Raw genomic sequence first — 13,963 nt, forward strand, 5'->3', positions numbered from 1 at the left:
CCGTGCCGCCGGACGTGCCCTGCCGCCGAACCGGGAGCCTGGCCGCGCCGAACCGAGCGGCGTCGCCCCGGTACCGCCGCCCGGCCGTCCCGGCGATCCCGTCGGGGTGGCGCGGGCCGCCGCCGTGGTGCCGACCCCGTCCGAGCCGGCGGAACGGCCCGTACCGGAGCAGCCCGGCGGTCCCGCCCTTCGTCCCGCCGATTCGCCCGGAGACGCCGACCCGGCGGGTGCCCGGTCCGAGGCGCATCGGGAGTCGCGTGAACGGCGGCGTCTGCGTGCGGCGGTGCTGGTGCTGGTCAGCGTCGTACTGCTCGGCGCGGTGCCGCTCTTCTTCGGCCTCCGGACGTTGAGCCGTGATCCGGTCTTCGACAACCTCGACCAGCTGGACGTGCCGGGTTGGGCGGCGGCGAAGACCGTCGACGACGTCAGCGGCAGCCGCTGGTGTCTGCTCGACTGCCGGCTGCGGGAACGCACGGTCACCTCCGAGAAGGCACCGGAGGAGACGGCGCAGGCCTACGAGAAGGCGCTGCGTCAGGACGGTTGGCAGCCGTGGAAGGTGAGCCGCTGCCCGGAGCAGGAGACGAAGGGCAGCTACACCTGCTGGCGGCGCGACGAGTTGACGCTCGACCTGTGGGTGCGCGAGCCGACCTGTGTGCCGCCGCCGGTCGACGGCGAGCCGGCCGTGCCGTCCGCCGACCCGTCGGCCGCTGCGACCGAGTGCACCGGCTCGTTGGTGTCGGTGAAGGTCCGTAACGCGATCGACGACGAGCGAACCAGGCCGCAGCCGACCACCGACCCGTCACTGACCGGAGAGGATCCGTATCCGACGGTCAGCGGCGATCCGCTGGGTGAGCTGACACCCTCACCGTCGTGAGCCGCGCTCCATCACGGACGGTAGGGTCTGGGGCTGGCGGGCACGCCCGCCACCGGTGACCGCCGACGGCGTGGCGGCCGGTACGGGTGCCATCGTTGTGCGTTCCTGGGACGTCGGGTCCTGCGGAACTTCTGCTTGAGGAGGACAGGCGTGAGCGAACTTGGAGCGATCGCGGCGCTGATCGCGGCATCCGCGTTCGCGGTGCTGGTGCTCATCCTGACGCTGCCCATCCTGCGGCTGCGGCACACGGTTGACGCCACCACCCGGATGATCAACGACCTCAACGATCGGACCGCGCCGCTGCTCGGCGACGTGAACACGACGGTGAAGAACGTCAACACGGCGCTGGAGCAGGTGCAGACCTCGCTCGACGGCGTGAACCTCCAGCTGGCGAAGGTCGACACGATGACCAGCCACGCGCAGAACGTCACCGCCAACGTCGCCAACCTGGCGACCGTCGTCTCCGCTGCGGCCGCCAACCCTCTGGTCAAGGTGGCCGCGTTCGGTTACGGCGTGCGGAAGGCCGCCGCCGGTCGCCGGCATGCCGAGACCGAGCGCGAGGTACGCGACACCATCAAGCAGCAGCGACGGGCCGCGCGACGCGGCAACAGCTGACCGGCCCGGCGCACCAGGAGGTAGCGGGACATGAGGCGCTTGTTCTGGCTCGGCATCGGGGTGGCCGTCGGTGTGATCGTGGTTCGCAAGGCGACCCGGACCGCGCAGGCGTACACACCGGCCGGAATTGCCAGCTCCCTGACGGAATCCGCTGGCGGCCTGGTCGAGTCGCTGCGTAACTTCGTGGAGGACGTCCGGGTCGGGATGGCCGAACGCGAGCAGGAGATCCACGACGCGTTCGCCCACGGCGAGGCGTTCGACGACAAGTTCGCCGACCTGCGGGAAGACCCGCGGATCGGCGATCGAGAAATCTTTCCGGAGGAACACCAGCGATGAAGACGGCGGAGATCAAGCGGCGGTACCTCGCGCATTTCGAGGCGAATGGCCACGCTGTGGTGCCGTCCGCTCCGCTGCCCGCCATCAGCGACCCGAATCTGCTGTTCGTCAACGCCGGCATGGTGCAGTTCGTGCCGTATTTCCTGGGTCAGCAGACGCCCGCCTACCAGCGGGCGGTCAGCGTGCAGAAGTGCATTCGGACCCCGGACATCGACGAGGTCGGCAAGACCAGTCGGCACGGCACGTTCTTCCAGATGAACGGCAACTTCTCCTTCGGTGACTACTTCAAGGCCGGGGCGATTCCGCTGGCGTGGGAGTTGTCCACGAAGCCGATCTCCGAGGGCGGTTACGGGCTGGATCCGGAGCGGATCTGGCCGACGATCTACCTGGACGACGACGAGGCGTACGAGATCTGGCGGTCGGTGGGAGTTCCGGCGGAGCGGATCGTGCGTCGGGGCAAGGCGGACAACTTCTGGTCCATGGGCATTCCCGGGCCGTGCGGTCCGTCGTCGGAGCTGTTCTACGACCGGGGTCCGGAGTACGGCCGTGAGGGTGGCCCGGCGGTCGACGAGGACCGGTACATGGAGTACTGGAACCTCGTGTTCATGCAGTTCGAGCGGGGTCCGGGTACGACCAAGGAGGACTACCCGATCCTGGGTGACCTGCCGGCGAAGAACATCGACACGGGCATGGGCCTGGAGCGGATGGCGTCGATCCTGCAGGGTGTCGACAACCTGTACGAGATCGACGAGGTTCGCCCGATCCTGGCTCGGGCGGCGGAGCTGACCGGTAAGCGGTACGGCGCGCACTCGGGTCACGTGGCGAGTGAGTCGCACCCGGACGACGTGCGGTTGCGGGTGATCGCGGACCACGTGCGGACGGCGTTGATGCTGATCGGCGACGGGGTGACCCCGTCGAACGAGGGCCGTGGGTACGTGCTGCGGCGGATCATGCGCCGGGCGATCCGGTCGATCCGGTTGCTCGGCTGGCAGGACCGGGCGCTGCCCGAGTTACTGCCGGTGGCGCGCGACTGCATGGCCCCGTCGTACCCGGAGCTGGCGACCGACTTCGACCGGATCGCGGACTACGCGTACGCGGAGGAGGAGGCGTTCCTGTCCACCCTGCGGGCGGGCACGACGATCCTGGACACCGCGATCGCGGAGACCCGCACGGCGGGCGGCTCGGCGTTGTCCGGGGCGAAGGCGTTCCAGTTGCACGACACGTACGGCTTCCCGATCGACCTGACCCTGGAGATCGCCGCGGAGCAGGGCCTCACCGTCGACGACGAGGGTTTCCGTCGGCTGATGGCGGACCAGCGCACCCGGGCGAAGGCCGACGCGCAGGCCCGCAAGACCGGCCACGTCGACCTGTCGGCGTACCGGTCGGTGCTCGACGCGGGTGGCCCGGTGACGTTCACCGGCTACAGCGAGGTGTCCCGCGAGTCGACGGTGCGGGCGCTGCTCGGCACCGACGGCCCGCGTCAGGCAGCCACCGAGGGCGACACCATCGAGCTGGTCCTCGACACGACCCCGTTCTACGCCGAGGGCGGTGGACAGCAGCCCGACCAGGGCATGATCACCGTTGGCGGCGGGCAGGTCGAGGTGCTCGACGTCCAGCAGCCTGTGCCCGGCCTGATCGTGCACCGCGCCCGGGTGATCCGGGGTGAGGTGCGCGCCGGCGAGGCCGGTTTCGCCGAGATCGACACGACGCGGCGTCGGGCGATCTCCCGGTCGCACACCGCCACCCACCTGGTGCACCAGACCATGCGGAACTTCCTCGGCGAGTCGGCCACGCAGGCGGGGTCGCTGAACGCGCCCGGCCGGCTCCGGTTCGACTTCAACACCCCGACCGGTGTGTCGCCGAGCGTCCTGCGCGATGTGGAGCAGCAGGTCAACGAGGTGCTGCTGGCCGACCTGGAGGTGCACGCCTTCATCACCTCGCTGGAGGAGGCGCGGCGGATCGGCGCGATGGCGCTCTTCGGCGAGAAGTACGGCGAGGAGGTCCGGGTCGTCGAGGTGGGTGACTACGCCCGGGAGCTGTGCGGCGGCACGCACGTGGCCCGTTCGGCCCAGCTCGGCCTCGTGAAGATCCTCTCCGAGTCGTCGATCGGTTCCGGTGTCCGCCGGGTCGAGGCGCTGGTCGGCATGGACGCCTTCGGCTTCCTGGCCAAGGAGCACCTGCTGGTGTCCCGGCTCGCCGAGCTGTACCGGGTGCCCAACGACCAGGTCGCCGACCGCGTGGAGCAGACCGTCACGCAGCTGCGGGACGCGGAGAAGGAGTTGGAGAAGCTGCGCGCCCAGTTGGTGCTGGGCGGGGCGGCGGCGCTCGCGGCGCAGGCCAAGGACGTGCGCGGGGTCGCGTACGTGGGCACCGAGGCGCCCGAGGGTGCGGCCGGCAACGACGTGCGAACCCTGGCCCAGGAGATCCGCGGCAAGATCGACCCAGCGCGGCCGGCGGTGGTCGCGGTGGCGGCCCGGTCGAACGGCAAGGCGTCCCTGGTGGTGGCGGTCAACGCCGCCGCCCGTGGTCGGGGCCTCGCGGCGTCGGATCTGGTGAAGGCGGCGTTCTCCGGGCGCGGTGGCGGCAGCCCCGACCTCGCCCAGGGCGGCGGTCTGCCGGCGGGCGAGGCGCCGAACCTGCTGCTCACCGTCGAGAAGGCGATCACCGAGGCGTGATGGACGATCACTCTCCGTCAGGGCGGGCCATTCGGCCCGCCCTGGTTCGTACCCACCCGGCGGTGACCGTCGGTGGCTGAATTGACGCGCGGTGTGCGACTGGGTGTCGACGTCGGTCAGGTGCGGGTGGGCGTCTCCCGCTCGGATCCGGACGGGATCCTGGCAACGCCGCTGGTCACGCTCGCTCGTGACCTCACTGCGGCGCCGGACGCGGTCCCGAGCGACCTCGCCGAGTTGGCCGCGTTGGTGGCCGAACATGAGGCCGTCGCGGTTGTCGTCGGCCTTCCGGTCAATCTCGCGGGTAAACACGGCCCGGCGGCTGTCCACGTGAAGGCGTACGCTGACCGACTGGTCGATGTGATAGCGCCCGTCCCGGTAGCGCTCACTGACGAGAGGATGTCGACGGTGGTCGCTTCTCGTAGGCTTGCCGAGCGTGGCGTCCGAGGTAAGCGTCAACGTGCGGTTGTCGACCAGGCGGCCGCGGTGGAGATTCTGCAGAGCTGGCTGGACGCGCAGCGGAGGCGGACGTAATGATCGACGATCTGGACCTTGGGTTCGACGAGCCGGAGCGGGGGGAGAAGGGCCGACACCGGCGTGGCTTCCGCAAGCGCAACGGCAAGTCCGGTGGCGGCCGGGGCAAGACATTCCTGGCGTTGTTGATGGCTCTGGTCCTGTTGGGCGGCATCGGCGGTGTCGCGTTCTACGGCTTCGACCGGATCCAGAACTACTTCGTCACCCCCGACTACGACGGCGCCGGGGCGGGTGAGATCACCGTCGAGATCAAGAACGGGGCGCTGCTCGCCGACATGGCCGACGCCCTCGTCGCGGCCGACGTGGTGAAGAGCCAGAAGGCGTTCATCGAGGCGGCCGAGGCCAACTCGCGCAGCAAGAACATCCAGCCGGGCACGTACAAGCTGCGTAAGCAGATGAGCGGCGCGAACGCCGTGACCGCGATGCTCGACCTGAAGAACAAGATCGTGAACGGCCTCACCATCCCCGAGGGCCGTACCGCCAAGAACATCTACAAGCTGCTCTCCGACAAGACCAAGATCCCGGTCAAGGAGTTCGAGGCCGCCGCGAAGGACCCGGAGGCGCTCGGCGTCCCGGACTGGTGGTTCAAGCGTGACGACGGCAAGAAGATCGTCAAGTCCGTCGAGGGGTTCCTCTACCCGGACACGTACGAGATCCCGCCGAAGGCCACCGCGGAGAGCATCCTCAAGCTGATGGTGGACAACTTCCTCTCGGTGACCGGTGAGATGAAGTTCGCCGACCGAGTGCAGAAGGAACGCAAGGTCAGCCCCTACGAGGCGCTGATCGTGGCGTCGCTGGCGCAGGCCGAGGCGGGCAACAAGGACGACCTCGGCAAGGTCGCCCGGGTGGCCTACAACCGGGCGTACGGCGAGTTCCCGTGCAACTGCCTGGAGATGGACGTCACCGTCAACTACTACCTGGAGTCGATCGGCAAGCCGACCAAGTCGTCCAAGCAGATGACGGCGGCCGAGCTGGACGACCCGAAGAACCCGTACAACCGCAAGTTGCCAGGCATGATCCCCACCCCGATCAACAACCCGGGGAAGCAGGCCCTGGAAGGGGCGATGGCCACGCCGACGGGTAAGTGGCTCTACTTCGTGGCGATCGACAAGGAGGGCCACTCCGAGTTCGCCGAGACGTACGAGCAGCATCAGCGTAACGAGGCGAAGGCCCGGGAGGCCGGCATCATCTGACCGGCCCGGTCGACACGTCAAAAGGCTCCCTTCCCGCTGACCAGAATTGTGGTCGTGTCGGGAAGGGAGCCTTTTGACGTGTGCGCGGCGACGCTCTTACGACGCCACTGTCAGTGACTCGTGCCCGTCCAGGAGCCGGTGCGCGGATTCAGGAACGTCCACACGCCATTGCTGTTCTGCTTACGCAGGCCGAACGTGCGGTTGTAGCCGGCCTGCGGGCCGGCCGAACCGTCGATGCCGATGTTCATGACGTCCTGCCAGGTCCGGGTCTTGGCGGCGGTGTTGGAGCCGAACTCCCTGTCGATGAAGCTGGTGCCCGACGCTGCCGCTCAGGTCGTCGGCCCAGCTGCCCGCCGCCGGGTCCGCCTTGGCGGGCGCGCCGATCATCAGCGAAAGGCTGAGGACCGCAGCAATTGCGATAAGGCGCGCAGAATTCGTTTGTTCAAGATTCCCCCATTTTCAGATCGCTCGTACCGTCGCGGGAATGCCTTCACTCCCATCGATGACCGTCAAGCAATGGTCCGGCCCGCGGGCGTCGTCCGCAGCCGTGGTTCTCTGGTGGCCTGGCCTGCGTGCTGGGTACTGTCGATCCGAGTCTTCCGGGAGGGCGCAGAGTGATGCGGAACACGGCAGCAGGAGCCCTGGGTGGTGCGGGGTGATCGAGGTGACCCGTAGGGCGGCGGTGCTGGGCAAGCCGATCGCGCACTCCCTCTCACCGGTGATCCACACCGCCGGTTACGCCGCCGCCGGGCTGACCGGGTGGTCGTACACCCGGATCGAGTGCGCGGCGGCGGAGCTGCCGGATCTGGTCGCCGGCCTGGGCCCGGAGTGGGCCGGGTTGTCGGTGACGATGCCGGGCAAGGAGGCGGCGCTCGCCGTGGCCGCGCAGACCTCGCCGGTCGCCGCCGCCGTCGGCGCGGCCAACACGTTGGTACGCCGCCCGGACGGTTCCTGGTACGCCGACAACACCGACGTCGCCGGCATGGTGCGGGTGCTGACCGCGGCCGGGGTGGGCGCGGGTGCCGCGGTGACGGTGCTCGGCGCGGGCGGGACGGCCCGTGCCGCGCTGGCCGCCGCCGTGCGGCTGGGCTGTCCCGCGGTGACGGTGGTCGCCCGCCGACCCGAGGCGATCGACGAGCTGCGGCCGGTGGCCGACGCTCTGGGTGTCGTGCTGACCGCCGCCGGTTGGGCCGACGCGCAGCGCCACCTCTCCGCCGCCGACCTGGCGGTCTCCACGGTGCCGAAGGGGGTCGCCGACCCGTTGGCCGACGCGGTGACGTGGCGGTCGGGGACGGTGCTCTTCGACGCTATCTACGACCCGTGGCCCACGCCGTTGGCCGCCTCCGCCGCTGCGGCCGGTCTGCGACTGGTGTCCGGATTGGACCTTCTGCTGGCGCAGGCGATCGGCCAGTTCGAGCAGTTCACCGGCGTGAGCGCCCCGGTCGAGGCGATGCGCGGGGCGCTGGCGGAGGCGACCTCGGCCGATTTTCTTAGCTGACGGTTAAGACGCGCTTACGGAAAACTGTCCTTCCGGCGACCTGCCCTGGTCATCGATACGCTGCTCACCGTTACGGACGCAGACACAGGGAGTTTCCTTGACCAGGCACGGATTGCACCGCATCACCCGGCTCCGCTCCGGGCCCCGGCGCAAGGCGATCGCCATCGGCGTGGTCGGCGGATCGGTGGTGGCCGGCATCGTGGCGACCATGATGCCTCTGCTAGCCAACGACGATCTGTCGATCCGGGCGGTGGCGGACACCACCGCGACCGCGGTGTCGCAGGACGGCGACAACTCCGCCAAGACGACGCTGGCCACCTGCGCGACACGCTGCGACGGGAACCCGCGCGGTGGTCGCCAGGCGGTCGTCGAATTCGAGGTGACCACGGTGCCGGCCGCCGCGGTCAACGTCCGGGCGACGCTGCGGATGCACGCCTGGCAGAAATTCGCCGCGACCGTGACGGCGCACGCGTCGCCGCTGAGCGCCCGCGAGGCGCGGCCGACCCTCGGCGCGGCCGGTGACGCGCTGGACAGCGTGGACGGTGTGTCCAAGGGCTTCAACGAGTGGGACGTCTCCAAGCTGGTCACCGGCAACGGGGTCTGGACGGTCTCGCTGGTCCAGGCCGGCCTGGAGAGCCGGATCTACTGGGCGTCGGTCGAGAACCGCAGCCCGGACCTCCGCCCGAGCCTGGTGATCAGCTACGACCTCGGGTCCCGGCCGTCGGCGCCGTCGACCACCCGGCCCGCGCCGCCGCCCGCGCCGAGCGCCTCGCCGACCAGTGCCTCGCCGAAGCCCTCGCCCACGGTCTCCCCGACCCGCACGCCGAGCCCGAGCGCGAGCGGCGCCCTTCCGGGCAAGTGCGGGTCCGTGTCGGACAAGCTCGTCCCCTCCTGCGGCGCCTGGTGGGGCATGTACTCGCCCGCCGGTTCGGCCGGCGGCTGGGACCACGGCAAGGCCGTCAGCGACGTGGAGGCGCAGGTCGGCCGCAAGTTCGACATCGTGCACCGTTACCACGACTTCTCCAACACCGGCAGCAACGGCGCCTTCCCCGACGTCTACGAGCAGCAGCAGATGCGCGAGGGCCGGCTGATGTTCTTCGCCTGGGAGTCCCGCAACTTCTCCACCGGCACCACCCTGAAGTGGTCCGATGTCTACAGTGGACGACAGGACGAGACCATCGACGCGGTCGCGGGCCGCATCCGCGCCGCCGGCGTGCCGGTCTTCATGGGCTTCGACCACGAGCCCGAGGACGAGCCGAACAAGGGCAGTGACGCCGACTTCGTCCGCGCCTGGCGCTACGTGCACGAACGGTTCGCCAGGGCAGGCGCGAGCAACGCGGTCTGGGTCTGGACGATGATGGGCTGGTCCGGCCACTACTCGCGCTACGCCGGCCTGTACCCCGGTGACCAGTACGTCGACTGGGTGGCCTACGACCCGTACAACTTCCACGTCTGCAACGGCAGCACGGTGTGGAAGAGCCCGAGCACGACGGTGGGCGGTTTCTACCGCTGGCTGGACGACAACGGCATCGGCGCCGGCAAGCCTCGGATGCTCGCCGAGTTCGGCACGAACTTCGACGCCGCCGACCCGGGCGCCAAGCAGCGTTGGTTCCAGGAGTTCCCGGCCGCGCTGAAGGAACACCCCAAGATCAAGGCAGCCATCTACTTCAACTCGGCCGGCATGACCAGCCGGACGTCGACCTGCGACATGACGATGAACCACAACGCCGCGGCGGTGGCCGGCTTCGCGAAGGCCGGCCAGGACCCGTACCTGCGGCAGCCGACCGGGGGGAGCCGCTGACCACCATGACGCGCTGACGGGACGCCGTTCGCCGGGGGTCGGTCACCCGAACCCCCCGGCGTTCTGTCGGCTAGCGGATTCATGCACCGCCCAATCGGCGGATTTTGTTAACCAGGCTGGGCGAGGCACGCTACCTCGGGTTCTCATCCAATCTGGAGGCGCAGCGTGCCCAAACTCTCGCACTTGTGGCGTTTCGCAGGACGACGTCGTGCTCGGGCGGGGGTGGTCGCGTTGGCGATCGTCGCCGCGGTCCTGGGCGTCCCCACCACCTCGTCGGCTGCGGTCGTACCGGTCCCGGAGACGGCGACCCTGGTGTCGGCGAACCCCGCCGACGCGACTCCGCATGCCCGCGACGGTGAAACCCGTGCCTTCGCGCAGGTGGGCAACACGGTCTTCGTCGGTGGGAGCTTCACCCAGCTCCGGCAGACCGCAGCCTCCCCGTGGGTCACCCAGCGCTACCTCTTCGCGTACGACCGGACCACCGGGACGATGTCCACCACCTTCCTGCCGGTGCTCGACGGTGCGGTCAACACGCTCGTCGCCGGTCCCGGCGGCACACTGATCGTCGGCGGCGCCTTCAAGAACGTCAACGGCGTCTCCCGAAAGAACCTGGTGGCGCTCGACCCGTCGACCGGCGCGATCATCGACAGCTGGGTCGGGCGCTCCGACGGCGGCACGATCCGCGACGTGACCCTGCACGGCAACTGGTTGTACGTGGCCGGGGCGTTCAACTGGCTCAACGGCACCGCGCACGTCGGTCTCGGCCGGCTCAACGCGACCACCGGCGCGATCGACCCGAGCTTCGTCATCGACGCGACCGTCGGGCGGCACGGCACCACGTCGTACGTCTGGACCATCGACGTCACGCCGGACGGCAACACGCTTGTCGTCGGCGGCAACTTCACCCTCGTCAACGGCCTGGCCCGGAACCAGATCGCCCTGGTGGACGTCTCCGCGACGCCCACGCTGATCGACTGGAGCAGCGAGAAGTTCGTCGCGCCGTGCGCGTCGCCGACGACCTTCGTGCACTACGTGCAGGACGTGAAGTTCGGCGGCGACGGCACGTGGTTCGTCGTCGGCACGAACGGCGGCGGCGGCTGGCCGTCCGCGTACTGCGACGCCCTGGTGCGCTTCGAGACCGCCGCGCGGGGCAGCGGTCAGATCGCCACCTGGGTCGATTTCACCGGCAACGACACCATCACCTCGGTCGAGGTCGCGGACAACGTGATCTACCTGGGTGGGCACTTCCGGTGGCTCAACAACCCGAACGCCAGCGACAACGCGGGCGCGGGCGCGATCGACCGGCTCGGCATCGCCGCCGTCACCCCCGCGACCGGCATGCCGGTGAACTGGAACCCGCGGCGCAGCGGCAGCGCCTCGATGCCCTCGGGCACCAGCAGTTGGGGCTCTTCGGTGCCGGTGCTCTGGCGTGGGTCGGACGGCCTCTACTTCGGGCACAACTCCGACGGCATGGGCGAGGAGTACCACGGCCGCCTCGGCATGTTCCCGCTCGCCGGCGGCCGTACCTTCACCCCGAAGAACCCGCCCGCCGCCACCACCGGCAACCTCTACCTGAACACCGCTCCGGGCACCCTCGCGAAGGTGCCGTTCGACGGTGCCGCGCTGGGCGCGCCGGTCACGGTCAGCCAGCCGGCGTACACGTCGGCCGGCGCGACCTGGCGGGTGGACGACCGGATCTACTGGTCGCACACGGTGGCCGGCACCCCGACCGGCAGCCGGATCGACGTGTCCCTGTTCAACGGCGGGGCGATCGGCTCGCCGTGGGAGGCGTCCGGCTACAACGACTGGTACAACCCGGCGTTGCTGACCGGCGCGTTCTTCCTCGACGGCCGGCTCTACTACACCCGGACCGGGGCCAACAACCTCTACTACCGCTACTTCGAGATCGACGGCAACTACCTCGGTGCCACCGAGTTCACCCTGCCGACGACGGGAGTGACCTGGTCGACGGTGCGTGGCATGGCGTGGGTGGGCGGCCAGATCGTCTACGGTGCCACTGACGGCGCCCTGCGGAGCGTGCCGTTCGACCCGACGGCCGCGCCGACGGCGGCGGTCAACGGTGCGGCGGCGACTGTCATCACCACGGCGACGCCCGAGTTGTCCTGGTCTACCCCATCGACATTCTTCTCCGTACAGTAACGGTCAACCGTTCGTAATCAAGCATCGGTAGATTGTTCACGTTGGGCCGGTGGCGGGTATCCCACCGCCGCCGGCCCCGCGATGTGGGGAGGGTCGTTGCTCGGCGCCGCTGGCATCCGTAAGAGACGCGCGGTGCGTCTGATCTTCGCGGTCAAACGCGGCTGGTACCGGCTCCGCTATCGCCGGTTGACGCTCGGCCGGGACGTGGAGATCCGTGGTCGGATCCGGCTGCGCCGCGGTGTGCGGGTGACCATCGGTGACCGCACCCGACTGAACAAGCTCGTCCGCTTCGCGGGCCCCGGCGAGGTACGCGTCGGGGCCGACTGCCTGCTCAACGCGACCTGGATCGGCACCTGGACGTCGGTGACAGTGGGCGACCGCTGCCTCCTGTCCGACTGCGAGCTGCTCGACAACGACTTCCACAACCTGCCGCCCGCCCAGCGGCACGAGCCGCCCGGCCCGGCCACCCGTGCGCCGATCGTCCTGGAGGACAACGTGTGGGTCGGCGCGCACGCACTGGTGATGAAGGGCGTGCGGGTCGGTCGGGACAGCGTCGTGGGCGCGGCCACCGTGGTCCGCACGGACGTGCCACCCGGTGTCGTGGTCGTCGGCAATCCTCAACAGACGGTGAAGAAGTTCCATGACTGATGCGACGCCCGGCCCCTGGTCCACGGACAGCCCGTCCTCCGCGACCCCGGGCACCGTGACACTGACCGACCTGCTGCGGGTGCCGCTGCACCGGTTACGGCTGGTGGCGGCGGTGGCGATGGTCGGTCTGCTCGCCGCGCTCGGCTACGTGCTGCTCGTGCCGGCGGCGATGAGCGCGAGCGCCGTGGTGGCGGTCCGGCCGGTGGTGACCGACGCGTTCACCCCCAGCGGCGCGGGTGCCGACCGTGCGGTCAACATGAACGTGGAGAGCGGCATCGCCACCGGCACCGAGGTGGTGCAGCGGCTCGCCACCTCCGCCGGCGGTGACCCGCGCGACATCCGCAACGCGCTGGAGGTCGAGGTGCCCACCGGCGGGCAGATCCTCCGCTTCACCTACCAGGCCGGTGACGCGCAGCGGGCGGTGCAGAGCGCCAACATGGCCGCCCAGGCCTACCTGGACGTGCGGCGCACCATGTACGAGAAGCAGCGCGCCGAGATGCTGGCGTCCTACGACGCCAGCATCACCAAGGTCGTCGCCCAGCAGGCCGCGCTCCAGAAGCGGGCGGGCACCACCAAGGACACCGCCGCCGCCGACGCGCTGGTGGCCGAGCTGGCCGGGATCAACAACCAGCTCACCCAACTCAACGCCGCCCGCACCGAGATCGCCGCTGTCGACGTCAACCCCGGTTGGGTCACCCAGACCGCGGAGAAGGCGCTGGTCACCTCCGCCGGGCACCGACCGCTCTACCTGGTCGCCGGCCTGCTCGGTGGCGCGCTGATCGGCATCGTGCTCGCGTACGCCTGGGAGTCCACCGACCGGCGGGTCCGCTCGGTCGCGGACGGCCGCGACGCCACCGGCCTGCCGCTGCTCGGCACGGTGCGCCGACCGCCGCTGCGCGGCAGCCCACGGGCTGTCGACGCCGACATCCGGTACGTGGCGATGGCGGTCGCCGAGCGGGTCCGCCAACCGGCCCGGGTGGCGTTGGTGACCGCCCGGGAGGACGCCACCGCGCTGACCGCCGGGCTCGCGGTGGCGCTCGCCGCCGACGGTCGGGAGGTCTTCGTCGCCGACGACAACGGGCGCGTCGAGCGGCTGCGCGCCACAGTGCTCGCCGACCGGGGGCGGCTGCCCGTCGACCCGTCGCGACCGCTGGTGCCCAAGCCCCGTCCGGCCGGCAGCACCTCGGCCGCCGCTGGCGGCACCGACGGCACGGCCACCCGCCGGCCCTCCCCGCACCCGCCCGGCGCCCGCCCGTCCACCGACCCGGACGCCACCCTGACGCTGCCCCGGGTGGCGTCGGCCCGCCCGGAGAACGGTCGGGTCACCGACCCGGACGAGGTGGCGGTGGGCGTGGGCAGCGTCCGGTTCGGCACCTGGCGGCAGGGCGCGGACCACGGCCTGGTGCTGTTCAACGCCCCACCGGCGGAATCCGACGAGCGCGGCGTCGCGGTCGCCCGGCAGGGCAGCGCCGTGGTGGTCGTGGAACGCGACCGCACCCGGCAGAGCGACCTGCGTCGCCTGGTGGAGCGGTTGCGGGCCGCGGGCGTCACACCGCTGGGCTTCGTGCTCACCCGCAACGGCCGGGCCTGAGCGTGTCGGTCACCCGCGCCCCGGCGACCGAGCCGCCGCCC

General features: G+C 70.4%; 12 protein-coding genes. 11 read left to right on the forward strand and 1 reads right to left on the reverse strand.

The window, feature by feature from the left end; translation table 11 throughout:
• Positions 1-271 precede the first annotated feature (271 nt).
• The 6 genes from O7631_RS16490 to mltG all read left to right on the forward strand — a co-directional run bounded on the left by O7631_RS16490 (position 272) and on the right by mltG (position 6,224).
• Positions 272-874, forward strand: a complete 603-nt coding sequence (locus tag O7631_RS16490; RefSeq protein ID WP_278147955.1) for a hypothetical protein — start codon at positions 272-274, stop codon at positions 872-874.
• A gap of 150 nt (positions 875-1,024) precedes the next feature.
• On the forward strand, positions 1,025-1,489 hold the full coding sequence (locus O7631_RS16495; RefSeq protein WP_088990339.1) for a DUF948 domain-containing protein: 465 nt from the start codon (positions 1,025-1,027) through the stop codon (positions 1,487-1,489).
• Positions 1,490-1,519: 30 nt separating this feature from the next.
• A complete protein-coding gene (locus O7631_RS16500) occupies positions 1,520-1,825 on the forward strand; it encodes a hypothetical protein (RefSeq protein WP_278145018.1) in 306 nt (101 codons plus the stop codon).
• Positions 1,822-4,500: an alanine--tRNA ligase gene (gene alaS, locus O7631_RS16505; protein ID WP_278145019.1), complete on the forward strand. Its 2,679-nt coding sequence runs from the start codon at positions 1,822-1,824 to the stop codon at positions 4,498-4,500. The genes O7631_RS16500 and alaS overlap by 4 nt, the downstream gene beginning before the upstream one ends.
• A 72-nt stretch (positions 4,501-4,572) precedes the next feature.
• Complete coding sequence (gene ruvX, locus O7631_RS16510; protein WP_278145020.1) at positions 4,573-5,031, forward strand: Holliday junction resolvase RuvX; 459 nt, start codon at positions 4,573-4,575, stop codon at positions 5,029-5,031.
• Entirely contained in the window at positions 5,031-6,224 is a 1,194-nt protein-coding gene (gene mltG, locus O7631_RS16515; protein ID WP_278145021.1) for an endolytic transglycosylase MltG, read from the forward strand. The genes ruvX and mltG overlap by 1 nt, the downstream gene beginning before the upstream one ends.
• Positions 6,225-6,334: 110 nt before the next feature.
• Here the strand turns inward: mltG and O7631_RS16520 are convergent, their stop codons facing one another.
• A complete protein-coding gene (locus O7631_RS16520) occupies positions 6,335-6,472 on the reverse strand; it encodes a hypothetical protein (protein ID WP_278145022.1) in 138 nt (45 codons plus the stop codon).
• 410 nt (positions 6,473-6,882) lie between these two features.
• Between O7631_RS16520 and O7631_RS16525 the strand changes: the two genes are divergently transcribed.
• The 5 genes from O7631_RS16525 (at position 6,883) to O7631_RS16545 (ending at position 13,922) form a co-directional block, all read left to right on the forward strand.
• Positions 6,883-7,722, forward strand: a complete 840-nt coding sequence (locus tag O7631_RS16525) for a shikimate dehydrogenase (protein ID WP_278147956.1) — start codon at positions 6,883-6,885, stop codon at positions 7,720-7,722.
• Positions 7,723-7,819: 97 nt separating this feature from the next.
• Positions 7,820-9,523: a glycoside hydrolase gene (locus O7631_RS16530; protein WP_278145023.1), complete on the forward strand. Its 1,704-nt coding sequence runs from the start codon at positions 7,820-7,822 to the stop codon at positions 9,521-9,523.
• Positions 9,524-9,745: 222 nt separating this feature from the next.
• Complete coding sequence (locus O7631_RS16535) at positions 9,746-11,683, forward strand: hypothetical protein (RefSeq protein ID WP_278147957.1); 1,938 nt, start codon at positions 9,746-9,748, stop codon at positions 11,681-11,683.
• Positions 11,684-11,764: 81 nt separating this feature from the next.
• Positions 11,765-12,331 (forward strand): DapH/DapD/GlmU-related protein, encoded by a 567-nt coding sequence (locus tag O7631_RS16540; protein WP_269679889.1) that lies wholly within the window; start codon positions 11,765-11,767, stop codon positions 12,329-12,331.
• On the forward strand, positions 12,324-13,922 hold the full coding sequence (locus tag O7631_RS16545) for a lipopolysaccharide biosynthesis protein (protein WP_278145025.1): 1,599 nt from the start codon (positions 12,324-12,326) through the stop codon (positions 13,920-13,922). Before O7631_RS16540 ends, O7631_RS16545 begins: the two co-directional genes overlap by 8 nt.
• The last annotated feature ends 41 nt before the right edge of the window (positions 13,923-13,963 follow it).

It is taken from the genome of Micromonospora sp. WMMD967 (assembly GCF_029626165.1).
GTDB lineage: Bacteria > Actinomycetota > Actinomycetes > Mycobacteriales > Micromonosporaceae > Micromonospora > Micromonospora taraxaci.